Source organism: Caballeronia sordidicola, assembly GCF_002220365.1.
GTDB classification, from domain to species: Bacteria; Pseudomonadota; Gammaproteobacteria; order Burkholderiales; family Burkholderiaceae; genus Caballeronia; species Caballeronia sordidicola_C.
Genome location: NZ_MTHB01000256.1, coordinates 76,114 through 100,488, shown reverse-complemented (window position 1 = coordinate 100,488; position 24,375 = coordinate 76,114). Strand labels below are relative to the sequence as shown.

Below are 24,375 nucleotides of genomic sequence, written 5' to 3'. Positions count from 1 at the left end.
TGTTTGGCTGGTCGACAGCGGGCGTAAGCCCGACGCAACGAAGCTTTGCTGCGCCGTCAAGCGGTGAGCCGAGTCGCGGGTGATTGCGGCAGAATCCGGGAATCACTCATGCCAAGCCAACACGCTATGACCAATCAATTGTTCGAATCCGCGCTTGGCGTCGCGGCTCCCTAGTACAGCGTCATCGCAGGCGCAGCATTTTTCGGCCGTTCAGGACGTCGAAGCTTGACGCCCTCCTTCAGTGTAGGCACGTCAGTGTCACTCTGCATGCAACCGATCAAACTCCCATACCGCCGGAAAGCCCATCAGTTCGCACATGTCCTTGAACGGCATCTGCTCGCTTTCAAGAGCCGCGGTGCCTTTCATCGCCTTGATTTCGCCGTACGCTTTTTCGAGGGCACGCGCCACGCTCAAGAAGCCAGCCGACGGATAGATCGCCAGCGCGAAGCCGAGCCGCTGCAGTTCGGCGGGCGGCAACTGCGGCGTGCGCCCTCCTTCAACCACATTGACGAGCAACGGCACATCGAACGACTTGCCGATCTTCTCCAGTTCTTCCACGCTTTCCGGCGATTCAATGAACACCACGTCCGCGCCCGCTTTCGCATACGCTTCGCCGCGACGCAACGCTTCATCGAGACCGAGCGATGTGCGTGCATCGGTTCGCGCGATGATCTGAAAGTCAGCGTCCTCGCGTGCCTCGGTTGCGACCTTGATCTTCTTCACCATGTCGTCCATTGCGATGACCCGTCGACCGGGCGTGTGGCCGCACTTTTTCGGAAACTCCTGGTCCTCGATCTGAATGCCCGCCGCGCCCGCGCGTTCGTAGCCCCGCACCGTGTGCGCGACATTGAGCAAACCGCCGTAGCCGGTGTCGGCGTCGCAGATAAGCGGCGTCTTCGCCGCGCCGCAAAACGCGGTGACGCGGTTGACCATGTCGGTGTAGGTCGCGAGTCCCGCATCCGGCTCTCCAAGGTAGGAGGCCACAGTACCGAAGCCGGTCATGTAAAGGCAATCAAAGCCCATGGTATCCGCGAGCCGCACGGAAATCATGTCGAAGATGCCGGGCGCCACGACAATCTCGCGCGACGCGAACTTGCTTTTAAGGGCTTTTCTGCGGGAATTGGCAGTCATGTGCTCGACCTCGTTGAGTTAATGAAATGAATGAATAGAGTCAGTTGCCGGGAAGTTCGGCAGCAGGTTGATGAAGCGATTCGACGTCGGAGACGGCTGCGATTTCCTCTAGCGAACGCCGGTTCGTTTCGACGCCGAAGATCACGAGCACCGCGACCATCAAGACGAGCGCGCCGCTGATGATCGACAGGACGTCCTTGATGCCGCCCGACACGTACATCAGCACGACCAGTTGCGGCGCGACAATGCCCGACAGCCGCCCCGCCGACCCCGCGATGCCATTCGCGCGCATGCGGTTTTCGGTGGCGAACAGCTCGGGGATATACGTCGCGATGCCGAGCGCGACCATGAGGTAGGTCAGCGTGAATAGCGTGAAGCCCAGCAACGTGGCCATCCCGACGCTCGAAGAGTTACCGTAAAGCCAGCCTACGATCGCCGCCAGCACCGCAATGCCGATCAGCCCGTTCTTGCGGCCGATGCGATCGGCGATCAACACGCCGATCAGCGCGCCAGCGGGACCGCCGAGCGACATCAGCGTGGAATAGCCGAGCGATGACGCCACGCCGAGCCCCTGCTTCATGAGGAACGTCGGCACCCACACAATGAACCCGTAGATCACAACATTGATGGCTATCTGGATGGTCACTGCGAGCACGGTGCGGCGCAGCAGCGGCGGCCTGAACAGGCTACCGAGCGTGGTCCCAAGCGTGGTAGCGCGGATCGGCGTGCCTGCGGGTTCGACGATAGGCGGCAATTCGCGCCCTTCTGCGGTCTCCGCCTCGATGTTCTTCAGGATCGCGTCAGCTTCATCCAGCCGCCCTTTCGATTCGAGCCAGCGCGGCGACTCGGGCATCTTCTTGCGCAGCAGCCAGACGATCATTGCGCCAACCCCGACCAGCGCGAACATCGCGCGCCAGCCGATTGCCGGAATCAGCAGGTAGCCGAGGAAGGTGGAAAAGAACAGAGCGGAGTTTGTGATCAGCGACAGATATGCCGACCATCGGCCGCGCACGGCAGGCGGAATGAATTCGCCGATGGACCCATAGCCCACAACGATTTCCGCGCCCAGTCCAAGTCCCATGAAGAAGCGGCACACGATCAGCCAGGTCATGTTGGGGGCAAACGCGCCGGCAAGCGATGCCAGCCCGAAGATCGCCAGATTGAACTGATAGGTAAACTTACGGCCTTTTGCATCGCCGAGTATGCCGGCGGTGAACGCACCAATCAACATGCCTATGAACGTGGAAGATAAAAACGCGGCGTTCAGCGTCATGCTCGACCAGCCGCTGCGGGTGAGCGCGCCAAGCACGCCGCCGGCGAGGTAGATATCGAACGAATCGAGAAACATGCCGCCGCCGATCAGCCACAGGATCCGCCGGTGGAATCGCGACGTAGGCAATCGGTCGAGTCGTGCGCCTGCATGAACAGTACTGCTCACCATATTTTCAGCTCCAGTCAATATTCGTTAGCGTTGCACATAAACCCAAGGCCGCGTCACCGCGTCATTGCGCTGAAACGCCAGGATGCGCGCGTTGAGTTTCATCGTCTGGTCGATCTCGTCGATACCTTCAAGCAAGGCTTCGCGGCGATCGTCGGGGAAATCGAATGCAATTTGATCAATACCGGGCGCCTGGATCGTGCGCGTCCGGAGATCGACGCGAAGCCGTTCACCGATTAAGGCCGGCTTTGCCAACGATTCGATCTGCGCCCCGTCAAGGCGAATTGGCAACAGCCCGTTCTGCAGGCAGTTGGCGTAAAAGATATCGCCGAAGCTCTGCGCGATCACGCAGCGGATGCCGAATTCCTCTAGCGCCCAGACCGCCATCTCGCGCGAACTGCCGCAGCCAAAATTCGCACCGGACAGCAGGATTTGCGCGTCCCGGAATGGCGGCTGGTTGAGGATGAAGCTGCGGTCTTCGGCGCCATCGGCTTGATAGCGCGCCATCTCGAACGCCCATGGCGCGAACTGGCCACGCCCGAGCTGGGCAATCCGCTCCACGCGTACGATCATGTCCGTGTCGATGTTGTCGCGCATAAGCGGCGCGGCGATGCCTTCGCAAACAGTGAACGCTTTCATGCACCGACCTCCGCTTACTCTTCCCCTGCCAGCATGGCGATCCTGCCGGCGATGGCGCTCGCCGCCGCCACGCGCGGACTTGCCAGATGCGTGAGCGCGCCAGGACCTTGCCTGCCGACGAAGTTGCGATTGGACGTTGATACGCAACGCTCGCCCGGCCCGACCATGTCGCCATTCGCGCCGACACACATCGAACAGCCCGGCTCGCGCCACTCGAAACCGGCGTCCAGAAAGATTTGATCCAGACCTTCACGTTCGGCGTCGCGCTTGACCTCGATGGAACCCGGCACCACCCACGCCGTTACATGCGCGGCCACGTGCCGGCCCTTGACCACTTGCGCCGCGTTGCGCAAATCACTCAGCCGGCTATTCGTGCACGATCCGATGAACACCCGGTCGATTGGCGTCTGATCGAGCCGTTGTCCCGGCGTCAACTGCATATAAGCCAGCGCCGTCTTGAGCGACTCGCGCCGCACGGGGTCGGCTTCGCTGAGCGGATCGGGCACTTGCGCATCGATCGCGATCACATGCTCCGGGCTCGTGCCCCATGTGATTTGCGGGCGAATCAGCGTGGCATCGATCGTGATTTCCTTGTCGAACACGGCGTCATCGGTGCTTGCGAGTTCCCGCCATTGCGCGATGGCTTTATCGAGCGCCGCGCCCGCTGGCGCATAATCGCGGCCCTCTATGTAGGCGAACGTCACGTCGTCGGGCGCGATCATGCCGATCTTTGCGCCGAGTTCGATCGACAGGTTGCAGAGCGTCAGGCGCGCTTCCACTGGCAAAGCGCGGATCGCCTGACCCGCATATTCAATGGCATAACCCGTCCCGCCCGACGTGCCCAGCGCGCCGATCAGGTACAGGATCATGTCCTTCGCTTCCACACCGGGTCGAGTCGCGCCTTCGAAGCGCACGCGCAAGGTTTTGGGCCGCTTCTGGCGGATCGTCTGCGTGGCGAGCACGTGTACCTGTTCGGTCGAACCGATGCCGAAAGCAATCGCGCCAAGCGCGCCATGCGTGCAGGTGTGGCTGTCGGCGCAGACAAGCAGCACGCCTGGCAACGTCAGCCCTAGTTCCGGACCGATCACGTGCACGATGCCCTGACGGCCGTCATCGACATCAAAACGCGTGATGGAGAGCCGCCCCGTCTGCTCGCGCAGCGTCTTGATCGCAATGGTGCTCCAGGCTTCATCGCCGGCAGTGCGGCCCGGGCGCGTCGAGATCACGTGATCGAGCGTGGCGAACGTGAGTGACGGATCATGAACTTTCGCGCCGCGTGCTTCCAGTTGGCGAATCGCCGCCACGCTCGTCAACTCGTGCATCAGATGACGATCGACGTGCAGCAGGCTCACTCCGCCCGGCAATTCCTCGATGACGTGCTGATCCCAGATTTTATCGAACAGGGTCTTTGCCACGCGTCGGTACCTCTTCGTTGGGCGGGATGGAACCCTCGGCCGCCTTGCCTACCACGTTAATTTCACTCAGGCAGCTTCAGCGCTGGCAGCTTGACGAGTTCATCGGCTGAATGCCACAGGTGCCGGCGCATGGCTTCTTCAGCGGCATCCGGGTCGCCCGCCAGAATTCCGGTCGCGATCGCCTCATGTTCAGCGAGGGAATTGCGCACGATCTGGTCAACGCCAATGCGCTGGCGCAACTGGATCATGAATACCGGCAGTTGATACTTGTCGATCAATTCGCTTAATTGAGGATTCCCGCACATGTCCACGATGATCCTGTGGAACTGCCGGTTGTCCACCACGAACGCCTGGAAATCGGGCTGCGTGAAATGACGCCGTCCACGCTCAAGCACCTCGGTAAAGCGGGCGCGGTTGTCGCCCTCATCGATCATCTGGGCCGCGCGCCGCGCCGCATACCCTTCGAGCGCCTCGCGAATCTGATAGATGTGCGCGATTTCATCGACGGATAGACGGCGTACTACCGCGCCGCGATTCGGAATGAGGTCGACGAGGCCATCGGCGGCAAGACGCCGGAACGCTTCGCGCAGCGGACCGCGGCTGATGCCGAGTTCTTCGACCAGATCGCGCGATATCAAGCGCTGACCGGGCACGAGACTGCCCTCGAGGATCTTGCGCTTGAGCAGGTCGGCGGTGCGATCGACCGTCTCGCCGGTGCGCAAGACCGGCTCGAGGACGGCTTGGACGGCGTCGTCAGCATCTTCGACTGATTCGTAATTCATGATCTGCATGGTTGGACACAGCGGAAGCTGCCGTGCCGATTGGCTAAAGTATCAAGCAAAAGTGTAGGACAAAACTAGTGACAATCCGGTCGATCGGCATCAGCATATACCCTGATCGGAAAGGGAAAAACGCCATTTTTAAAGGGATAAATCCGGCAATTAGGTGTAAACAAGAATGCATTACCCTCGTCCGTGCCTCCAAAAGTGTCCTACACTTTCGACACAGACAAACCAAAACCTGATGTTCAGGAGACAGCCGATGAAAGCCATCCATGCCCTGGTGCGGCTTGCCGCATGCGCCGCATTCGTGACCGTGAGCGCTGCGGCCAACACCAGCCAGGCCGCCACGCTGACCGTGACGCACTGGATCGATGGCATGTATGGCGTGCCCTTCGCGGTGGCGCTGGACAAAGGCTATTTCAAACAGAACGGCGTCGACGTCACCGGCTTCATCACGTCAGAGGGTGGCGGCACGTCGGTGCGTAACGCGATGGCGTCCGAGATTCCATACGGCGAAGTCGCGTTGCCGGCGGCTATCGCCGCGATCAGGCAAGGTGTGCCGATCACGATCGTCCATAGCGGCGTGCAGAGCGTCGCGGACTTGCTATGGGTGGAATTGAAGGACGGCAACGTGAATGGCATCGCGCAGATGAAAGGCAAGACCATCGGCTATAGCAGCCCGAAGTCGATGACCGAAATGATCACGATCGTCGGACTCGATCGCGCGGGATTGAGCGGCCAGGTTCAGCGCAAGCCAGTGGGTGCATCCGGCACGATGATGATCGCGCTGCAGCAGCACGCCGTGGATGTCGCGTACATGACCGAACCCTCATTCAGCGCACGTAAGGACCAATTGAGGATCGCGTTCCGCTCGACCGACATCGTGCCCGCCGAGACGCAGACCGTGGGCGTCGTACGCACCGACTACCTGAAGGCGCATCCGGATACGGTGAAGGCGATCATCGATGCGCGCAGCAAAGGCGTGCGGTACATCATTGCGCATCGTGAGGAATCCGCACAAATTCTCGCGAAGGCTTACAAGATCGACCCTGCCGTCGCAAAATCCGCGATCGACAACTGCCTCGACACGGACCCGAGCTACTGGAGCACCGGCCGCTTCAACTACACGAGCATGGACGAAGTGGTCAAGGGTCTCGTGCTGATCAAGGCGATCGAGCCGGGTCCGTTCGACTGGAAGAAAATCGTCGATGAATCCATGCTGCCGGCAAGCGAGCGTACCAAGTGAGGTTGCCGATGAAACGCGTACCGCTGACGGTCGTGCCGGATCGCGCGCCAGATAGCACGCCCTGCGCGATCCATGCCGCCCTCACCGACGTCACTCGCATCTACGCCGGCCAGAAAGGCAAGCCGCCGTTTCATGCACTCGGACCCGTCAGCCTGAATCTCCAGGCGGGCGAGTTTTTTTCCGTGGTCGGCCCGTCCGGCTGCGGCAAGTCCACACTGCTCGACGTCATCGCGGGTCTTAATGCCGCGAGTTCCGGGACCGTCACGTTTGAAGGTGTGCCGGTGCGCGACAAAGTGCCGGAAGGGGTCGCCATAGTCTTCCAGGAGGACGCTACGTTTCCGTGGCTCGACGTCTACGACAACGCCGCGTTCGGCGCGCGCCGCGCCGGCGTGCCCGAGAACGAGATCCGCGAGCGGGTGGAGCATGCGCTCGCGTTCATGGGCCTCAAGGCGTTCACGCATTCGTATCCAGTGCAACTCTCGGGCGGCATGCGCCAGCGCGTGTGCATCGCCCGCGCAATGGTCGTTCGTCCGCGCCTCATGCTGCTCGATGAACCCTTCGGCGCGCTCGACCAGCAAACGCGCCTGCTGATGGGTGAGGAGATGCTCAATCTGTGGCGCGAGACCGGTGCGACAGTGATGCTGATTACCCATTCCATCGATGAAGCCGTGCTGCTCTCCGACCGTATCGGTGTAATGTCGTCCTGTCCGGGCCGCTTTATCGAGACCATACATACTGGCTGGTCACGGCAGCGCGACAGCAACACCGCGCTCGACCCGCGCTTCGGCGAACTGACGGCGAAGGTCTGGAGCCTGCTACGAGGCGAAGCGCTCAAGGCGCTCGGTAACCAGTCATGAAGCTCGCCGCGCGGTGGCGTCTGGTGCTTGTCGTGGCCTTCGTCGGCGCGCTGGAAATCGCGAGCCGGCGCGCGTGGATCGATCCGGTCTCGTTCATTCCTCCCTCGAAAATGGCAGAAGGCGCGTGGGCGCTGCTGGCGTCAGGCGACTACACGAACGACATCCTGCAGACGCTCGCCAATGCGTCGCTCGCGGTACTGCTTGCGGTCGCGGGCGGCTTCGTTTTCGGCGTGTGCCTCTTCAAGCTGCCGCGCCTGCGCCGCGTGGTCGATCCGCTCCTGCTCTCGTATTACGCGGTGCCTATCTTCGTGGTGTATCCCGTGCTGATCGTCATCTTCGGCCTGAATCGCTGGCCGCTGGTCGCGATCGGCTTTCTGTTCGGCGTCGTCGCGATGGCGACCAACACGCTCAACGGACTCGAACGCGTTGCGCCTGTGCTGTTGCGCTCGGCACGTGCGATGCGCATGAGCACGATCGATGAAATCCGGCTGATCACGCTGCCCGCAAGCCTGCCGTACGTGTTCACGGGCGTCAAATTGGCGGTGGTGTATGCGTTCATCGCAGTGATCGCGGGCGAGTTCGTGCTGGCGGGTTCAGGCTTCGGATTCCGGATCGCGTATGCATATAACAACTTCGACAACCCGACGATGTACGGCCTCATGCTTCTGCTGCTCGTATTCGTGGGCACGCTGAACATGCTGCTGCACATGGCCGAGGAACGTCTCTACAGCCGCACCCGGAGGGCGTCCGCATGAGCACCTTGCTGACGTCGACACTTAAGCCGGCGCATCAGCACCGCAAGTGGAGCGATGGCGCGCTGCTCGTCGTTGCGCTCCTCGCGCTTTGGCAGGTGGCAAGCTCGCTGCTCGGCGCCGAGGTGCTGCCCGGTCCGTGGCTTACGTTCCTCAAGCTCAAGTCGATCATGAGCGACGACGACTTTCCGGAGAACCTGCGCGTGACGGCGGTCGCGTTCGCGCTGGGCTTCGCGATATCGTGCATGGGCGGCGTGTGTCTTGGCCTGGTGCTCGGCGCGCAGCGCCTGGCAGGCGACATCGTCGAGCCGATCCTGATGGCGTTCTATGCCATTCCGAAGATCACGCTCTACCCCGTCGTACTGCTGATGTTCGGACTCGGGCTTTATGCAAAGGTCACCTTCGGTGTGATCCACGGCATCATCCCGATCACCATTTTCACAATGAACGCCGTGCGCAACATGCGTCCCGTGTTCGCACGCACGGCACGCGCGTGCCGGTTGAGTCCGGTGTCGTATGCGCGTCACGTATTGCTCCCGGCCGCCGTGCCCGAAGTGCTGGCGGGCTTGCGTATCGGCTTTTCGCTGACCCTGCTCGGCACGCTGATAGGCGAGATGTTCGCGTCGCAAAGCGGTATCGGACACATGCTGATGATTGCCATGAGCCGCAACGATTCACAGACCATCATGGCGCTCGCGAGTCTTCTTTTCATCTTCGCGACTGTAGTGAATCTCGCGATGCTGAAGTGGCATCAACGCCTGATCAAAGCGCCTTGACCGACACGTTCATCCCGGAGAACGACCATGACTGAGACATCGACTGACCCAACGACCGCCGCGCACATTAAAGTGTTCTGGCAACCGGGGTGCTCGTCGTGCTTGCGCACGAAAGAATTTCTGACGGAACAGGGTATAGAGTTTGAATCACTGGACGTTCATAACGATCCCGCCGCACGTGCTCAACTGACAGAACTTGGCGCGCGCAGCGTGCCGGTGGTATCGATCGGCAAGCGTTATACGTTCTGCCAATCGATCCACGACGTCATCAAGTTCCTTGATCTGAAAACCCGCGTGATGGAACCGCTTCCGCCCGCGCAACTCGTGGCAAAGCTCGACTTGGTGATGAGCGCGACCGCACGCTACGTGCGTCAGTTCGCGCCCGGGCAACTCAAGATGGTTTTTCGCAACCGCAACCGGACGCCGGCGGGACTCGCGTTTCACGTGTTCCGCGTCGCCGAAATGGGCATGGAGGCCGCGCAAGGTATTGCGTTGCGCTTCGAATCATTTGATGAACTTCCGCCCAATGAGTGGAGCGGCGAGGACATCGCCAAGTGGGGCGAGGATGTGCATGCGCGGTTCCTGGCATGGTGGGAAACGCAGAAGAATGCGAGCATGGACTTCAAGGTGCAAACCTACTATGGCGTCCGGCCATTCCACGAAATCCTCGAACGCACCGCATGGCATGCCGCCCAGCACACCCGGCAGATCATGTTGATGCTGGAGAGCGACGGTATCAAGCCGGTCGAGCCGGTGACGGCGGCCGATCTGGAAGGGTTGCCTCTGCCGCACGAGGTGTGGGACCGGTGAAATAGAGCCGGTTCCGAGACCTCACATGGACGCCAGCAGGCTTTTCATCGAAAGAGTTTTTCTAACTCGGACGAGCAATTAATCTGCTTTGTCTTTGCGCTTCACTATAGTTATTCTTACGTCCATCTGTGTTGAGATGGATCGGCTAAAGCTCGCCAATGAGTCGCCAATGAGCCGCCAATGAGCGGCCAGCATTCCTTCGTCCCGACCCCAAATCATCATCCCACCACCACATGAAGGTTCGCTAAATGGATACCGTCCCGCAGGCGCCGCTAATTCTGATAACGGGCGGAGGTCGCGGCGTAGGCGCCGCGACGGCGCGTCTTGCTGCCGCACAAGGCTACGATGTGGCAATAAGCTTCGTCTCCAACGAATCTGCCGCCCTAGCGGTGGCGGCTGATGTAGAAGCCGTGGGGCGCCGGGCCTTACCCGTGCGCGCGGATAGCGCGGATCCAGAGCAGATCGCTCAGCTGTTCGCCGCGATCGACCGGGAGTTCGGCCGGATCGATGTACTGGTGAATAACGCCGCGATCATTGCGCCGCAGTCCCGGCTGGAGGATCTCGAATTCGAGCGGATGCGGCGTATCTTCGCGGTCAACTCGATCGGCCCTATCCTCTGTGCACAGCAAGCGGTGAAGCGGATGTCGTATCGTCACAATGGGCGGGGCGGCGCCGTGATCAACATCTCATCGGCATCGGCCCGGCTCGGCAGTCCAAACGAATATGTCGACTATGCTGCGTCGAAGGGCGCCGTCGAGACATTCACTATTGGTTTTGCCAAAGAAGTCGCGCGGGATGGGATACGCGTCAACTGCATTCGCCCTGGGCACATCTACACTGACATGCATGCTAGCGGCGGAGAGCCGGGACGGGTGGATCGCGTCAAAGACTCGATCCCCATGGGAAGAGGCGGTCAGCCTGAAGAGGTTGCGCGGGCGATCCTATGGCTAGCAAGCGCCGAGGCTTCCTTCATAACCGGCACATTCCTCGATGTCACTGGCGGCAAGTGAGCAACAGGGTGCGGCGATGGAGGCGGTGCGCCGCGAGAACGGCATTGGACGCGTCGCCTCTGCAAGGCGGCCGAACAAGTTCAGGCCGGAAGTCTGACGATCGTGCTCCCGCCATCATCGAGGAGTAGATCGTCAGCGCCAGGTGGTCTTTTGAACAACGGCTTGCCGGCCTTCGCGGCCCATACCCTGTCGCCAACGTCTTCACTGATATTGAAAGTCAGTGCACGGCTTTTGACGCACCGGTGCTTTCCGTTATTACCAACTTTACGGCTTACTCACGAAATTCCTTCTTGCGCGCAGTCTTGAGAATTCGGTCTATCAATGCCTCCCACTCATCAATTAGCGAGGGCGTAAGCAATCGGCATCCAGGCAATAACCTCGATCGCAATGAAATACAGCTGTCTTATGCTATTAGACTTTGACGCTTAATCATCAGACCTTCAGGCCACCACTAGATTAGAATAGGGTAACGCTCCATTTTCGTGGCCGCTTCAAGAAACGATTTAAGGTCTAATGCCGTCGCATTTCCCCCGATCAAGCTGTGTCGGATTGCCGCATCATGGTGCCGTACATTAAAAAATCCTGAGGAAGAACCGAATGTCAGCAAACAGTGCGCGACTTCTTTTAGTAGATGACGATCCGTCGACCATTCGAATCATGGGCCAAATGCTTGACGCGTACCCCGATCAACGGTTCGCCACCTCAGGCGAAGCTGCCATTGTGCTTGCGAAGGATGCTCCCCCTGACCTTATTCTCCTTGATGCCGATATGCCGGGCATGACCGGATTTGACGTATGCGAGGTCCTTAAGAGCGACGCAAGTCTGGCACACGTCCCGATCATTTTCGTGACGAGCCACGACGCGCCCGCACTGGAAGTCGATGCGTTGAGACTAGGTGCAGCGGATTACGTCACGAAACCGCTCATCGCAGCACAACTCAAGGCTCGCGTGCGCGCCCAACTCCGCGTGAGACAGGTCGTGAAGGATATTGATCGGGACTGTCGAGCCGGCAAGTTACGAACATGGCCGGTGACTCCGGCAAAGCCTAACCTGCTGATTATCGCGGACGATCTTTCCGGTATCCAACTCTTGCGGCGAACACTGGAAAATACAGGCACCTTACATTTTGCGGGCACCTCCGAAGAAGCATTGCGACTAGCGCGTAGTTACGCGCCTACCCTCATTCTTCTCGACACACATACCTCACACAACGACGGCTTTGAAATTTGCGCCGCACTGAAAGCCGAGGTGGCGCTCGAACATGTGCCGATTGTTTATATCGCACCGGCGGCCGACGTCGACGCTGAACAGCAAGCCCTCGACCTGGGCGCCGCCGATGTCATCACCAAACCATTCAAGTCTGTCGTCTTGCAAGCCCGAATTCAAAGCATCATCGACACGGTGCGACGCATCGAAGCAGAGATTCACGCAATTGTCCAATATTGGCAGACAGTGGACACTCATTCGCTTCAAACAACGGAACGCGAGGGTAAACATCCGTTATGACAGTTGGACTAGCATCGCGTCATTGACGCGCGGGCCATTGGCCGGCATGAAAACGTGCCTGACTCATCAGGACGCCGCCAACGCACAAACGCGCGCACGGCCCGTGCGCTTCGCTTCATAGAGTTGCTGATCAGCGGCCTTCAACAATAATTCGGGAGTAACCGAGGGCGTCGGTACCATTGAAGCGACACCTAGGGAGATGGTCACAATCTGATCAACGTTGGAGCCAAGATGCTCCACTCTCAATTCGCTCACGCGCGTTTGCATTCTTTGCGCCATTGCGCTCGCTCCTGAGAGTTTGGTCTTTGGCAAAAGGCAGGCAAACTCTTCCCCCCCGTACCTGGCCAGCTTGTCATATGGACGTCTAAGCGTTTCAAATAGAGCCATTGCGACGAGCTTCAGGCAATTGTCACCCGCTTGATGACCATAGCGATCGTTATAGAGCTTGAAATAGTCGATATCGATCAAAATCAGTGAAAGAGGGGCGCTCTCTCTGAGGCACTGGCGCCAGTCAGTCTGCACATCCTCGTCAAATTTGCGGCGGTTCGCAACACCCGTCAACCCGTCAAGCAAGGCGCTTGCGCGCAGCAAATCACCCTGTAGCTTCAAGGTCAAGTGGGTGCGCACCCGCGCGCGCACGATGACCGGGTTGATGGGTTTCGTAATGAAGTCGACCGCACCCAACCCCAAGGCGATGACTTCATCCGCTTCCTGATTCTGCGAGGTCACGAAGATGATTGGAATGGCGCTGGTCAGTGAGTCGGCCTTGAGACGGCGGCAGACTTCATGACCATCGATATCATCCATCACGACGTCCAGAAGAATGAGATCGGGCAACTCAGCGCGACAGATTTGTATAGTTTGCGCTCCGCTCGTTGCCATGAACACGTCACACTGGTCGCGGAAAAGCTCGAATAGAACACGAATGTTCGTCGGCTGATCGTCGGCAATCAGGATCTTGGGACGGCGATTCGTATGAAGTAACCAGCTTTCCAGAATATGCTCCATGTATCACGATCGCTCCAACATGTCGCGTGCGCTGAGCGCCGCGACCGCGAAATCCAATTCCCTTACCTTCACCAGGAAATGATCGAATTGAACCCGTTGCTCCGAACCGGTGTAAGCAACCAGCGCCTCGGCAAGCGCAATGGCCTGCAGATTCGACGACTCAAGAAATGCCACTATCTCGTTCAGGCGCAGCTTCCATTCCGCCAACGGCAATGCAACGTCGACTGCGGGTGTCTCGATTGTGTCATCGTCAAATTCATGTGCCAATGCAGCGACACTGTCTTGCAGGAGACTTCTTAGATCGGCAACGCCCTCGTCAGTGATGACAACGTTCGTTGCTGAGGCAACGGCGTGGCGCAGATCATATTCAAGCTGGCCGGCTCGCGCGGAAAGAGCGCGCGCCCCCACTGTTCCTGCGGTCCCTTTAATCGCATGCAGCACCGAGGCAGCACCCAGCGGCTCGTCATGCCTGATTTGCTGGCTAAGCAACAAGAGTTGCTTTTCAGTCTGGGACCCAAAATTACTCAAGACGCTGTTGATCAGTGCAATATTGCCACCAAAACGCGCGACGATCGACGCTTTCATTTCGACCAGAGGCTCGGCAATAAGTACCTCGCCGAACTGCGCTTGATCGGGTGCGAACGCGAGCGGGACTTTTCCTCCGTCAATTTGAGCGTGCAGCACCGACACCAGTAGTTCGACATCAATGGGTTTTCCCACATGATCGTTCATACCGGCGTTAAGACACGCTTGCCGATCGGCATTCGATGCATTCGCCGTCATCGCGATAATGGGCAGCGCCGCACAGCGAGGATTCGCGCGAATGCGCCGTGTCGCTTCGAACCCGTCGATATCCGGCATCTGGATATCCATCAAGACTGCATCGAACGCAATGCCTGTCGCCGTCGCCCTTCTCACGCCTTCAATTCCACCCTCGGCCAATTGCACTTGAGCGCCTTCCGCCCTTAGCACGCCCTCAGCAACCTGACGGTTCAAGGCGTTGTCTTCCACCACGAGCAGATTAAGCCCGGCAAGGCGAGCAGCAGGTTTGGAAGCCGGCTCCTGAACCTCGGGCTGGTGCGTACCCGCGGGATTCGGGGTACTGCTCAGCGCACGCAGTACAACGTCGCTTAGTTGCCTCGGCGTGATCGGTTTGGTCAGGAAGCCTGCGAACGGCGCCTCGCCACTTTCGCGCGCCTCAGCCAACACTTCGCGCCCATAGGCGGTGACCATGACGACCACGGGAAGAGGCAGGCCGTCTTTCGCCCCGCGAATGAGCTTTGCCGCGTTCAATCCATCCAGGTCCGGCATGCGCCAATCCATCAATACGACGTCGTAAGGTTCGCCGGCCTGCACCGACTCGCTGATCTTCCTGACAGCGTCGATACCACCGCAAACAAGATCCGCCCGCCATCCAAGCGCCGCGACCGTTCGGACCAGCAGTTCTCCTGCCATCTGATTGTCATCCGCTACCAGCAACCGCAAAGGCCGGTCGATGACAGGTGCATCGGCGGGCGATTTTGCGCCATCGACACCGAGTGTGATGTCGAACCAGAACCGGCTGCCAACGCCTACTTCGCTTTCAACCTGAAGGTCACCGCCCATCAATCCGACCAGGCGCTTGCAGATGACCAATCCCAGGCCCGATCCGCCGAAACGGCGTGTCGTCGATGTCTCGGCCTGATTGAAACCTTCGAAAATACGTCCGGTCTGCTCTGCGCTAATGCCAATACCGCTATCGGTTACCGCAATCCGTACGCGTACTGTCGCATCCACACGTTCCAGTTGCTCGACGCTGACTATGACTTGTCCGGTCAAAGTGAATTTAAGGGCGTTGCCGGCCAGATTGATCAGGACCTGTTGCAGCCGAAGGCTGTCGCCGATCAACGAATCGGGAAGAGCCGAATCCAGGTCGAACAAAACCTCGACGCTCTTCTCGCCCTGATTGCCGGACAGGACCACGCCCAGGTCCTGCATCAGCGGTTCCAGCTCGAACGGATGTACGTCGAGCTGCAGCTTGCCCGCGTCGATCTTCGAGTAGTCGAGAATGTCGTTAAGCAGGCTAAGCAACGACTTCGCTGCTGTCTGCGCCTTGCTGACGTAGTCGCGCTGACGCAGATTGAGGTTGCTTAGTTGTACAAGATGCAGCATGCCCAATACGGCATTCATCGGGGTACGGATTTCGTGGCTCATGTTCGCGAGGAACGACGACTTCGCGGCACTCGCCGCGTCAGCCTGCTCCTTCGCCTCGCGCAAACGCAGTTCCAGTTGATGCTGGTCCGTAACGTCGCGATTGATCCCTGTCATCACGACAGGTGTGCCATTCGCGTCGCGCTCCACCCGGATGCGCGACTGGATGTAGCGGATCCGGCCGCCCGGAAGCGCGATTCGAAACAACGGGAGCTCGTCGCCATTGCCTTCGATCACGGCGTTGAGCGAATGCATCGTGGCATCGACGTCCGCCGCGTGAACGCGCGTGCGCCAGTGATCGAAGTTCAAACCGTTGCCAAGTAACGTCTTCGGTTGTTCGTAGATCTCGAACATGCGCGCGTTCCAGCTAAGCGCGTTGTCGGCCAGGTTCCAGGACCAGATTCCAAGCTCTGCTGTTTGCGCTGCAAGTAACAACTGGTCCCGCGCGGCCGCCAGCTGGGTGCGTTGCACGTGCTGTTCAGTGAGATCCGTGATGACGCAGACGAAACAAAGCTCGCCGGCGACGAGCATTGGGGCAGTGGAAACGTGCGCGGGAAAGACCGAGCCGTCCTTGCGCAGTCCCGCTAATTCCCGGCCACTGCCGATTTCCGTCCGGCTGCGTTGTGCGAACTGAGCGACATAATCGTTGTAGGCATCGACAAAGTTATCGGGAACGAGCGTCCTGATGTTTCGTCCGATTAGCTCCTGCGATGCGTAGCCAAAGGTCTTTTCACCGGCAGGATTCAACGAGCGCACGACGCCCACGTTATTGATGGTGATAATCGGGTTGATCGCTGTATCAAGAATGGCGCGCGTCATGTCGAGGCTTGCAGCAAGCCTCTCTTCCGCCGCAGTTCTTAGCCCGATGAGCCGGATGAGACGAAAGCCGAACAGCGCGAGCGCGATAACCAGCGCCCCTACACCGGCCGAATGCCAAAGCGTATCGGACCACCAGGCCGCCAATATTTCTTGCTGCGACAAAGCTGCGGCGACGAACAGCGGATAGTCCTGCAAGCTTCGAAAGCTATTCAGCCGTTCAACGCCGTCTTGCGATGACTTCGTCAGGAACGTTCCCGACTTGGTCTGCTGGTGGGCGCGAAAAAGAACCGTATCAGATACGTCCACGCCCTGAAAACGGCTCTCGAACGGTCTGCGTACGATCATGTGCCCGTTATCGAGGATCAGCGCCGCCGCGCCCGCATGCCCAATATCCAGGCTGTTGTAAAACCGCAAGAAGAAATCGATGTCGATTGTCGCCACTACGACGCCAGCGAAACTACCGTTCGCGTCAACGATTCTTCGTGACACCGGAACGACCCACTTCCCGGTCGACCGGCTGAGCAGCGGCACACCCACGCGGGCACCGCGATCCGGGTGGCTTCGATGAAAGACAAAATAGTCCCTGTCTGCGTTGTTGGAGCTGCGCAGTGTCCCAGGCTCGAGCTCACGATCATCTGACCGGTTCGATCAAAAACAAACAGGCCGTTGAGTTGTGGAAGCTCGTGTAATCGAGAAGAGAATAATTGGTGGAGCCGTTCCAGGGCAACAGGGTTGGTGCCGTCGTGTTCCACCCGCTCGGCGATGCCCATTGATGCTGTGTCAGACTCTTTGATCGTGTCGTTCGCGTGTTGCGCCATCGCGCGGGCGAGATTCGCGGTGGCCGACGTCATTTCCTTCAGCTGCACCTGTCGGGCAGCAAAGCTGCGCCAGATGTCCGTGCCCACAAGCAAGGCGCAGACTACGACAATGAATGCAGTCATCCGGAACGTGAGCGAATGCTGTTTTGCCACTGTGCGACCTCAAAGTATGCAAGCTGTTTCAAGACTGGTATAGGAGTTTACGGCAAGAGCGGATCGCACTTTAGAAAATAGCCGAATCTGATGGTTTGAGAGGTGCGAGCTATTTGTAAAGCTGAGAGACTATAAATTAAGTTTCCGTTGTCAGGTCTTGCAAGACAAGCCTACCGAGCACGATTTAACGGTCGGTGCGGCGGCAAGGGAGATGGAAATGAAACGTTTAATGACTATGACCTGCGCAGCATTTTCTTTAGTAACTTTCGCTCACGCCCAGAGCCCTGATGACTACGACGACGGAATCGCGGCAGGACAGTTGGGCACTGCTTTGTATAACCTGGCGAACCCCGACAGGGCGTTACCGATGCCCGCAGCCGACGTATCGCAAGATTCCAGAGGTTTGCAACGAGCAGCATCAACACCAAATTCAACGGGGTCCGGCATCAACCCGGTCGCGGACACCGATCGAAAAAAGAGTAAGCTATACGCGCAATGATTCCCCATGAAGGCGGCGTCCCCGCGTGCCCGTTAATATTACAAAGCACGCAGTCACACGCTCAAGTGCCGGGGTAGCGCGGCTCCAACAGCCTTTCGCCGGGACTGTCGCATCTTGACTCTCTGTCCCTTGACCCTTCCCCCCGGCGATTCGATTCAAGCAAAGTCGCACCTAACCCGTCGGCGCCCAAGGGTTCCGGGCGGCCTCAGTTGCTTCCCACTCCTACCCTGAAAACACCCACCGCTTCGCGCAAGCTTTTGGCCTGATCGGCCATTGCTTGCGCTGCCGCCGTTGCTTGTTCGACCAACGCAGCGTTTTGTTGCGTCACTTCGTCCATCTGACCAACAGCGACGCTGACTTGCTCGATGCCGGTGCTTTGCTCTGACGAAGCGGCCGAGATTTCGCCCATGATGTCGGTCACCTGTTTAACCGAGCTCAACAATTCGTTCATGCTCTTGCCGGCTTCGGCAACCAGGCCCGAACCCGTATCAACGTGATCGAGCGACTCACCAATCTGATCCTTCACTTGCTTGGCTGCACTCGCGCAGCGTTGGGCGAGCGTACGCACTTCTGCGGCGACAACAGCGAAACCGCGCCCTTGCTCACCTGCGCGTGCAGCTTCAACGGCCGCGTTCAGCGCAAGGATATTGGTTTGAAACGCAATGCCCTCGATCAGATTGATGATCTCACCCACTTTCGAGGCGCTAGCGGATATATCACGCATCTTTGTCACTACGCGCTCAACCACTTGCCCGCCTGCAGTCGCAGCGTCCGATGCAGTCTGGGCAAGCATGTTTGCCTGTTTCGCATTGTCGGTATTCTGCTTCACCGTGGACGTCAGCTCTTCCATGCTCGCTGCGGTCTGTTCAAGCGAAGCCGCTTGTTCCTCCGTGCGTTGCGACAGGTCGACGTTACCCTGCGCCATTTCATTGGCCGCGACCGCGATCGAATCGGCTGATGTCTTGATCCCCGCGACAATGCTGCTCAGTTGTGCGCGCATTGCCTCGAGCGACGCCATCAAACTCCCGCTTGCGCCGCGCGCGATCACAACCGGCACGGCGAGGTTTCCATCCGCGATCTCGCTGGCTACGCGTTGCGCTTCGCTTGGCTCCGCACCGAGTTGCTTCAGGATGCTGCGCGTGATCAGCAACGCGCCTATCACGCCGACGATCAGCGCTGCGAACGCGGCGCCAATCATCGCGACTCTAAGCTGCGCATAGCTGCTCTCGGCCCGGTTTGCCTTGTCATGCATCGTCGTTTTTTCAAGCTCGATCAGCGATCGTAGCGTGCCTCGCCATTGAGTTTGTTTCGGAACGACATCCTGCAATAAAGCCTTGCCGGCCGAGGCTTTATCATTTGAAAGAATGAGCTGAACAACGTTGGCCATAAGCGGTCGCGTGGAAGCTTCATCCGTTATCAGCTTCGCAAGCAGTGTTTGCTCCGTGTTCGTTATTGCCCCGCTCGACACGAAGATGTCATTCAAGGCTCGCGATGCATCCGCATAGATCCCTTCTTCGTGCTTTATTTTTTCCACATTGGCCTTCACGTCGGCCTCGTTGTCGACCAGCATCATGTCGCGGACAGCGATGGAACGTTGGTCGAGGGAAGAGCGCATCGTCTGGGCAAGCGTCATCTCTTCCGTGCTGCGCTCGACAATACTCGTCAGTGCCTCGTTGATTTTCGACATGCCGAACAGGCCGACAATAGACACAACGCCGAGAAGAACGAGTAACGCACCGAAGGCGACCGACAGACGGGTCACAACTTTGAACTGGCTCATCAAGATGACCTTGTAGATTGAATTTAAAACACGCGATATCCGCTTTAGCGGACCATGCGGCGATATGACATTCTTTCAACTTGCTGTCTTTCAAATCCCTTAAGCAGTGCCGTGCAGACGTGCTTGCGCCAGCCTCTGTCGTCATATCAGCGACTGTTCGAGGGCTCACGTTGCAATGGAAAATGCGTTCGCGTGCGAATTGCGGTGCAAATTCGAGGATGGGCAGCCGGGCTGTAGAGCAATCGTCAAAGCCTCTGCCGGGGTGATACAGCATGCCAGCCGTCCGCTAGAGTCCTTGCTACGTGACGGTTGGCAGAAAAGCGCAAACTTCCCCTTTTTATCGGCGGATTGCGGCCGATCTTTAGCCGTCAACGCGCGTTACCGACTCCATTGATAACGCCAGCAACCGGGGACCCACGGAGATGTGCCGGGTAGTCGCGATACCGGTATAGCCAGCGGACTGGCTGCGCAACGACTCACGCCGTAGGATCCGGATTAAAGCAAGCTCGCTTCCCCACTTTGCGCCAGGCAGTTGCTCCGACCCTCAAGAGGTCGCCGGGCAATCCTCAACCGCCCACGCCGACCCGGACAGAATGATGGACAAACAAACGGCAAGCGCAAGTTACAACACTCCTCCGGAAGCGGAGGAGTTCACCCACTGGCAGCGCAATCTCATCGTCTGCGTATTTGGTTCGTTCACGACCATTGTGGCCATGACGCTCATGTTGCCGTTCCTGCCGCTTTACGTGGAACAGTTAGGCGTCAAGGATCACGCCGCGATCGTCCAGTGGTCCGGCGTCGCTTACGGTGCAACTTTTTTCACTGCCGCACTGACCGCGCCGCTTTGGGGACGGCTTGCCGACCTCTACGGCCGCAAGCCGATGCTGATCCGCGCCAGCCTTGGCATGGCCATCATCATGTCCCTGATGGGGATGGCGCATAACGTCTGGCAACTCGTCGGCCTCAGGCTGCTCGCAGGCTTGCTTGGCGGCTTTGCGTCGGGCTCCACCGTGCTGGTCGCCACGCAGACGCCGAAAGACCGATGCGGCTGGGCACTCGGTGTCCTGTCTTCCGGCATCATGGCCGGTAACCTGGTCGGCCCGATCATTGGTGGGTCACTGCCACCACTGATCGGAATACGATTGACCTTTCTCGCCTCGGGGGCCCTTATTTTCATTACGTTCCTCGCGACCGTATTCTTCGTCAAGAACGAGCGTCACCCGGGCTTGAACAAGAAGGGCAAGCGGCGTGGGAGTTGGGCTGAGATCGCAGACAAGCGGCCGACTGTCGCCATGCTGGTGACCGGCATGCTCCTGATGCTCGCAAACATGTCGATCGAGCCGATTATCACGGTCTACGTGGCGCAAGTAGTCGATGTCCATCAGGTCACGTTTGTCGCGGGACTGGTGATGTCGGCGGCAGCATTGGGCAGTATTCTCTCGTCCTCTTACCTGGGTAAGCTCGCCGATCGCGTCGGGCATTGGAACGTTATTATTGGCTGCCTCGCGGTGGCGGGTGCCCTTCTCATCCCGCAAGCGTTCGTCACACGGGGTTGGCAATTAGTGGTTCTGAGATTCCTGATGGGCCTGGCACTCGGCGGCCTGCTGCCTTGCGTTGCCAGCGTGATCCGGCATAACGTACCGGCGTCGGTAGCCGGCAATATGCTCGGTTATTCGACGTCTGCCCAATATACCGGGCAGGTTGTCGGGCCGCTTGCCGGTGGTTTCGTCGGAGGACATTTCGGCATGCGTGAAGTGTTTTTCGGTACCTCGGCATTGATGATCGCGGGCGCGATTTACAACTGGATTCTCAGGACAGGCATTGCCGATAAAGCCCCTAACCCATCGCCAGGCGGTGCGGTCGAGCCAGCTGCCAAGGAACGCTGATCGCGGCTTTGGGTAGCGACCTCGGTAGGCGAATGCCCGGCGCGTCGATATCCCCAATCCGCTGCGCGCCCAGAAGCTGTTCCATGCCGGCAAACGTCTTGTTTGCCGATTCGCTCATTGCCCGTGCCACAATCACGGCCGGCGCGCCTGCGAGACGCGGGTGCCCGGCATCTTCCATTGCAATCTTCTGCGCCCGTGCTTCGGAGAAATTCGGACGTATCGGCAATCCCGCTGGATCTTTAACTGTTTGAGGTCTGCATGGAGCTGCGACAACTCCGCTATTTCATTGCGGTAGCCGAAGAAATGAACATCACGCGCGCGGCCGGACGCCTGCACATGACGCAGCCGCCGCTTAGCCGCCAGATCCAGCAGATCGAAGAAAGCGTCGGGTTGCCGCTGTTCGAACACGGCTCGCGGCCTTTGCGCCTGACCGAAGCGGGTCGCGTTTTCTACGCACAGGCGAAGCGCCTGATCGATGAAAGCGACGAGCTCGTGCCGCTCACACGCAGGCTCGCGCAATTGGCGGAACGCATTGTGATCGGCTTCGTGCCGTCTACTCTTTACGGGGCGCTGCCGCAGGTGATCCGTGCATTTCGCGAGGCCGCTCCGCAGATCGAATTGTCGCTGATCGAGATGTTTACGCTGGAACAACTCGGCGCATTAAAGGGCGGACGAATTGATGTCGGCTTTGGACGACTGCGTTTCGACGACGTGCAACTGACGCGCGAAGTACTCGTCGAGGAGCGGATGATTGCCGCGCTGCCGGAAGACCATCCGTTAGCGGACGCATCGGTGGAATTGACGCTGGAGGATATGGCCCGCGAGACGCTGATTGTGTATCCAAGCTCACCGCGCCCGAGTTATGCGGACCAGCAGTTATCGGCGCTGCGCGATCATGCGCTTGAACCTGCCGCCGTGCACGAAGTGCGGGAGTTGCAGACAGCGCTTGGACTCGTGGCTGCGCGAGTGGGTGTGTCGCTTGTACCCGAGAGCGTGGATGGTTTAAGGGTGCATGGCGTCGTCTACCGGCAGCTGCCCGAACCCGGCCCTACGTCGCCAATCATCATGAGCCGACGTCTTCAGGATGAAGGGCAAACCACGGCTCTCTTCTGTTCCATCGCGCGTGATCTGTTCCGCCGCAGCCAGGCTTTCACGAGTCGCTAGTCGAAGCACTTGGCCGCCAGGGGCCCGCTCGCCTGGAATGACCGGCACGTTAAAAAGAAGTCCCACCCAGGCGGGATGGGACTTAAGCACGACGAGGATCACCTTCGTCGCGGGACACACCCTCGGAAGGGTGATGCTAGTGTCTCCGCATTCGCGTCGAAAGGAAATAAACCAGATCTCGATCTGACAACATTTAACGATTTGCACAGCGAGAACGCGCGCCTTGGAGAAGCGTGAATACGAGCCGCACATGCGGGTAAGTCTTGCTGCCAGTTCGACGATGCGCATGCTGGCAAAAACTCATAGGAGCTCTTAGCGGTGTACTTGGCTAAAGCTAACGTCGCTCCGCAATGTTGCCGCGCTAAGCGAGCCTGCGTCTCGCCACCGCTCCGACGATATGAATCGCGCGCCCCGCGAGCAAACCAAACAATGCCATCACGAAGCAAAGCGCTGCGCAAAGGCTTAAGGGCACGCCCCAGCCGCCCAAATCGCTATGCAACCAGCCCACGAGCGTCGGGCCCAGAGCGGCCAGCAGATAACCGACGCATTGAGCCATGCCCGACAAAGCAGCCGCTTCATGCGCACTGCTTGCCCGCAAACTGACGAATGCCAGTCCAAGGATAATCGCCGCGCCCGTCCCGAGGCCCACCATCACGGTCCAGATCGTTGCCCACTCAGGCGCAAGCAACAGACCTAGCAACCCGATCATGGTAATGATCGAAGAACTGAACGCCGCCAGTCGCTGGTCTTTCAAGTGACGCATCACCGGCATGAGCACCAGCGCGGGAACGGCTGTGGCAAGTTGCAACGCGCCATGCAGCGAACCGGCATGTTCCGGCGAATAACCGGCATCGCGCAGGATCGTCGGAAGCCAGCTCACCGTGACGTAGTAGACAAAAGAGTTGAGCCCAAGAAACAGCGTCACCTGCCAGGCAAGGGCCGAACGCCACACGCGGCCACCATGCGGCGGCGCGGCTGTCCCCTGCGCCGGCGCGGTGCGATTGCCGAGTTGCGGCAACCATATGAGGGCACTGACAAGCGGCAGGATGACGAACATCGCAATGCCAAGCCGCCATCCCAAGCCGGAAAAATGCGCAAGAGGGAATGCAATAGCCGAACTGATTGCTGCCACGCAGCCCATCGTCAGCGCATAGACAGCGGTAAGCGTGGCGACCTTTTCAGGGAAATCCCGCTTGAGCAGGCTGGGGAGCAATACGTTGCCGATCGCGATGCCGCTGCCGATGATCCAGGTCCCAAGATAAAGACTCCAGACCGGACCCGTCGAGCGTATGACGATACCCATTCCGATCAGCACCAAAGCGATGAACAGCGAACGCTCCAGGCCATATTCCCTCGCTAAAAGCGCAGCAAAAGGCGAGACGACAGCGAACGCCAGCAAGGGTAATGTGATGAGCATCCCGGCAGCGGTCGTGCCAAGACCCAGGCTGTTCTGGATCATGTCCAGCAGCGGTGCGACGCCGGTGATCGGCGCGCGCAGGTTGGTCGCGAACAGCAGGATGCCTGCGATGAGCCATACCGGTCGTGAAGCACCGCTGGCTACAGTTGATTGATGTTGCATGAGGACTCTCGACGATAGACGACAAGACCCCAGCGTACGCATTCATCATCGACAAGAATTCCGCGATAATGACAAAATATCGCTAAATCCTGTCAAACGTCTGTTTGCCTCTGCCAA

At 59.1% G+C, this 24,375-nt stretch carries 20 protein-coding genes; 10 read left to right on the top strand and 10 right to left on the bottom strand.

Translation table 11 applies throughout. The features are described from left to right. Window positions 1-258 precede the first annotated feature (258 nt). From BSU04_RS36380 to BSU04_RS36360, 5 genes are all read right to left on the bottom strand, one after another. Entirely contained in the window at window positions 259-1,131 is an 873-nt protein-coding gene (locus tag BSU04_RS36380; protein ID WP_089165066.1) for an isocitrate lyase/PEP mutase family protein, read from the bottom strand. A gap of 40 nt (window positions 1,132-1,171) precedes the next feature. Beyond that, entirely contained in the window at window positions 1,172-2,572 is a 1,401-nt protein-coding gene (locus BSU04_RS36375; RefSeq protein ID WP_089165065.1) for an MFS transporter, read from the bottom strand. A 24-nt stretch (window positions 2,573-2,596) separates the two neighbouring features. Next, the gene (gene leuD, locus BSU04_RS36370) at window positions 2,597-3,208 is read right to left on the bottom strand and encodes a 3-isopropylmalate dehydratase small subunit (RefSeq protein ID WP_089165064.1); all 612 of its coding nucleotides are present in this window, start codon (window positions 3,206-3,208) and stop codon (window positions 2,597-2,599) included. 14 nt (window positions 3,209-3,222) lie between these two features. Continuing rightward, window positions 3,223-4,623, bottom strand: a complete 1,401-nt coding sequence (gene leuC, locus BSU04_RS36365) for a 3-isopropylmalate dehydratase large subunit (protein ID WP_089165063.1) — start codon at window positions 4,621-4,623, stop codon at window positions 3,223-3,225. A 62-nt stretch (window positions 4,624-4,685) separates the two neighbouring features. Beyond that, entirely contained in the window at window positions 4,686-5,405 is a 720-nt protein-coding gene (locus tag BSU04_RS36360; protein WP_179258560.1) for a GntR family transcriptional regulator, read from the bottom strand. Between the two features lie 259 nt (window positions 5,406-5,664). On the opposite strand from BSU04_RS36360, the gene BSU04_RS36355 reads away from it, so the two are divergent. The 7 genes from BSU04_RS36355 to BSU04_RS36325 all read left to right on the top strand — a co-directional run bounded on the left by BSU04_RS36355 (window position 5,665) and on the right by BSU04_RS36325 (window position 12,362). Further along, window positions 5,665-6,651: an ABC transporter substrate-binding protein gene (locus BSU04_RS36355; RefSeq protein WP_089165061.1), complete on the top strand. Its 987-nt coding sequence runs from the start codon at window positions 5,665-5,667 to the stop codon at window positions 6,649-6,651. A gap of 8 nt (window positions 6,652-6,659) precedes the next feature. Continuing rightward, window positions 6,660-7,508 (top strand): ABC transporter ATP-binding protein, encoded by an 849-nt coding sequence (locus BSU04_RS36350; protein WP_089165060.1) that lies wholly within the window; start codon window positions 6,660-6,662, stop codon window positions 7,506-7,508. After that, the gene (locus BSU04_RS36345) at window positions 7,505-8,263 is read left to right on the top strand and encodes an ABC transporter permease (protein ID WP_089165059.1); all 759 of its coding nucleotides are present in this window, start codon (window positions 7,505-7,507) and stop codon (window positions 8,261-8,263) included. Before BSU04_RS36350 ends, BSU04_RS36345 begins: the two co-directional genes overlap by 4 nt. Beyond that, window positions 8,260-9,036: an ABC transporter permease gene (locus BSU04_RS36340; protein ID WP_089165058.1), complete on the top strand. Its 777-nt coding sequence runs from the start codon at window positions 8,260-8,262 to the stop codon at window positions 9,034-9,036. The genes BSU04_RS36345 and BSU04_RS36340 overlap by 4 nt, the downstream gene beginning before the upstream one ends. 27 nt (window positions 9,037-9,063) lie before the next feature. Continuing rightward, complete coding sequence (locus BSU04_RS36335; RefSeq protein WP_089165057.1) at window positions 9,064-9,846, top strand: glutaredoxin domain-containing protein; 783 nt, start codon at window positions 9,064-9,066, stop codon at window positions 9,844-9,846. Window positions 9,847-10,094: 248 nt separating this feature from the next. Then, window positions 10,095-10,856, top strand: a complete 762-nt coding sequence (locus BSU04_RS36330; RefSeq protein ID WP_089165056.1) for an SDR family oxidoreductase — start codon at window positions 10,095-10,097, stop codon at window positions 10,854-10,856. A gap of 597 nt (window positions 10,857-11,453) precedes the next feature. After that, the gene (locus BSU04_RS36325) at window positions 11,454-12,362 is read left to right on the top strand and encodes a response regulator (RefSeq protein WP_089165055.1); all 909 of its coding nucleotides are present in this window, start codon (window positions 11,454-11,456) and stop codon (window positions 12,360-12,362) included. A gap of 66 nt (window positions 12,363-12,428) precedes the next feature. Here BSU04_RS36325 and BSU04_RS36320 read toward each other — a convergent pair whose 3' ends face one another. Genes BSU04_RS36320 through BSU04_RS48230 form a run of 3 tightly spaced genes read right to left on the bottom strand, consistent with a single transcriptional unit; the run spans window position 12,429 to window position 17,350 of the window. Next, window positions 12,429-13,370: a diguanylate cyclase domain-containing protein gene (locus BSU04_RS36320; protein WP_089165054.1), complete on the bottom strand. Its 942-nt coding sequence runs from the start codon at window positions 13,368-13,370 to the stop codon at window positions 12,429-12,431. Between the two features lie 3 nt (window positions 13,371-13,373). Beyond that, a complete protein-coding gene (locus BSU04_RS36315) occupies window positions 13,374-16,820 on the bottom strand; it encodes a response regulator (protein WP_256983724.1) in 3,447 nt (1,148 codons plus the stop codon). Continuing rightward, window positions 16,820-17,350 (bottom strand): hypothetical protein, encoded by a 531-nt coding sequence (locus tag BSU04_RS48230; protein ID WP_256983723.1) that lies wholly within the window; start codon window positions 17,348-17,350, stop codon window positions 16,820-16,822. Before BSU04_RS48230 ends, BSU04_RS36315 begins: the two co-directional genes overlap by 1 nt. Before the next feature lie 217 nt (window positions 17,351-17,567). Here BSU04_RS48230 and BSU04_RS45960 point away from each other — a divergent pair, with 217 nt between their 5' ends. Further along, a complete protein-coding gene (locus BSU04_RS45960; RefSeq protein ID WP_144021462.1) occupies window positions 17,568-17,849 on the top strand; it encodes a hypothetical protein in 282 nt (93 codons plus the stop codon). A gap of 205 nt (window positions 17,850-18,054) precedes the next feature. On the opposite strand, the gene BSU04_RS36310 is transcribed toward BSU04_RS45960, so the two are convergent. Then, window positions 18,055-19,629 carry a methyl-accepting chemotaxis protein gene (locus BSU04_RS36310; protein ID WP_089165053.1) on the bottom strand — a complete coding sequence of 525 codons (1,575 nt, stop codon included), beginning with the start codon at window positions 19,627-19,629 and terminating at the stop codon, window positions 18,055-18,057. 596 nt (window positions 19,630-20,225) lie between these two features. On the opposite strand from BSU04_RS36310, the gene BSU04_RS36305 reads away from it, so the two are divergent. After that, the gene (locus tag BSU04_RS36305; RefSeq protein WP_089165052.1) at window positions 20,226-21,515 is read left to right on the top strand and encodes an MFS transporter; all 1,290 of its coding nucleotides are present in this window, start codon (window positions 20,226-20,228) and stop codon (window positions 21,513-21,515) included. Window positions 21,516-21,773: 258 nt separating this feature from the next. After that, the gene (locus BSU04_RS36295) at window positions 21,774-22,679 is read left to right on the top strand and encodes a LysR family transcriptional regulator (protein WP_089165050.1); all 906 of its coding nucleotides are present in this window, start codon (window positions 21,774-21,776) and stop codon (window positions 22,677-22,679) included. 361 nt (window positions 22,680-23,040) lie between these two features. Here BSU04_RS36295 and BSU04_RS36290 read toward each other — a convergent pair whose 3' ends face one another. Then, the gene (locus BSU04_RS36290) at window positions 23,041-24,258 is read right to left on the bottom strand and encodes a CynX/NimT family MFS transporter (protein WP_089165049.1); all 1,218 of its coding nucleotides are present in this window, start codon (window positions 24,256-24,258) and stop codon (window positions 23,041-23,043) included. Between the last annotated feature and the right edge of the window lie 117 nt (window positions 24,259-24,375).

What these genes read in the sequence shown, in the direction of transcription:
- BSU04_RS36380 (WP_089165066.1), bottom strand. Translation starts at nt 1,131, where the DNA reads ATGACTGCCAATTCCCGCAGAAAAGCCCTTAAAAGCAAGTTCGCGTCG.
- BSU04_RS36375 (WP_089165065.1), bottom strand. Translation starts at nt 2,572, where the DNA reads ATGGTGAGCAGTACTGTTCATGCAGGCGCACGACTCGACCGATTGCCT.
- leuD (WP_089165064.1), bottom strand. Translation starts at nt 3,208, where the DNA reads ATGAAAGCGTTCACTGTTTGCGAAGGCATCGCCGCGCCGCTTATGCGC.
- BSU04_RS36360 (WP_179258560.1), bottom strand. Translation starts at nt 5,405, where the DNA reads ATGAATTACGAATCAGTCGAAGATGCTGACGACGCCGTCCAAGCCGTC.
- BSU04_RS36355 (WP_089165061.1), top strand. Translation starts at nt 5,665, where the DNA reads ATGAAAGCCATCCATGCCCTGGTGCGGCTTGCCGCATGCGCCGCATTC.
- BSU04_RS36350 (WP_089165060.1), top strand. Translation starts at nt 6,660, where the DNA reads ATGAAACGCGTACCGCTGACGGTCGTGCCGGATCGCGCGCCAGATAGC.
- BSU04_RS36345 (WP_089165059.1), top strand. Translation starts at nt 7,505, where the DNA reads ATGAAGCTCGCCGCGCGGTGGCGTCTGGTGCTTGTCGTGGCCTTCGTC.
- BSU04_RS36340 (WP_089165058.1), top strand. Translation starts at nt 8,260, where the DNA reads ATGAGCACCTTGCTGACGTCGACACTTAAGCCGGCGCATCAGCACCGC.
- BSU04_RS36335 (WP_089165057.1), top strand. Translation starts at nt 9,064, where the DNA reads ATGACTGAGACATCGACTGACCCAACGACCGCCGCGCACATTAAAGTG.
- BSU04_RS36330 (WP_089165056.1), top strand. Translation starts at nt 10,095, where the DNA reads ATGGATACCGTCCCGCAGGCGCCGCTAATTCTGATAACGGGCGGAGGT.
- BSU04_RS36325 (WP_089165055.1), top strand. Translation starts at nt 11,454, where the DNA reads ATGTCAGCAAACAGTGCGCGACTTCTTTTAGTAGATGACGATCCGTCG.
- BSU04_RS36320 (WP_089165054.1), bottom strand. Translation starts at nt 13,370, where the DNA reads ATGGAGCATATTCTGGAAAGCTGGTTACTTCATACGAATCGCCGTCCC.
- BSU04_RS45960 (WP_144021462.1), top strand. Translation starts at nt 17,568, where the DNA reads ATGAAACGTTTAATGACTATGACCTGCGCAGCATTTTCTTTAGTAACT.
- BSU04_RS36310 (WP_089165053.1), bottom strand. Translation starts at nt 19,629, where the DNA reads ATGAGCCAGTTCAAAGTTGTGACCCGTCTGTCGGTCGCCTTCGGTGCG.
- BSU04_RS36305 (WP_089165052.1), top strand. Translation starts at nt 20,226, where the DNA reads ATGGACAAACAAACGGCAAGCGCAAGTTACAACACTCCTCCGGAAGCG.
- BSU04_RS36295 (WP_089165050.1), top strand. Translation starts at nt 21,774, where the DNA reads ATGGAGCTGCGACAACTCCGCTATTTCATTGCGGTAGCCGAAGAAATG.
- BSU04_RS36290 (WP_089165049.1), bottom strand. Translation starts at nt 24,258, where the DNA reads ATGCAACATCAATCAACTGTAGCCAGCGGTGCTTCACGACCGGTATGG.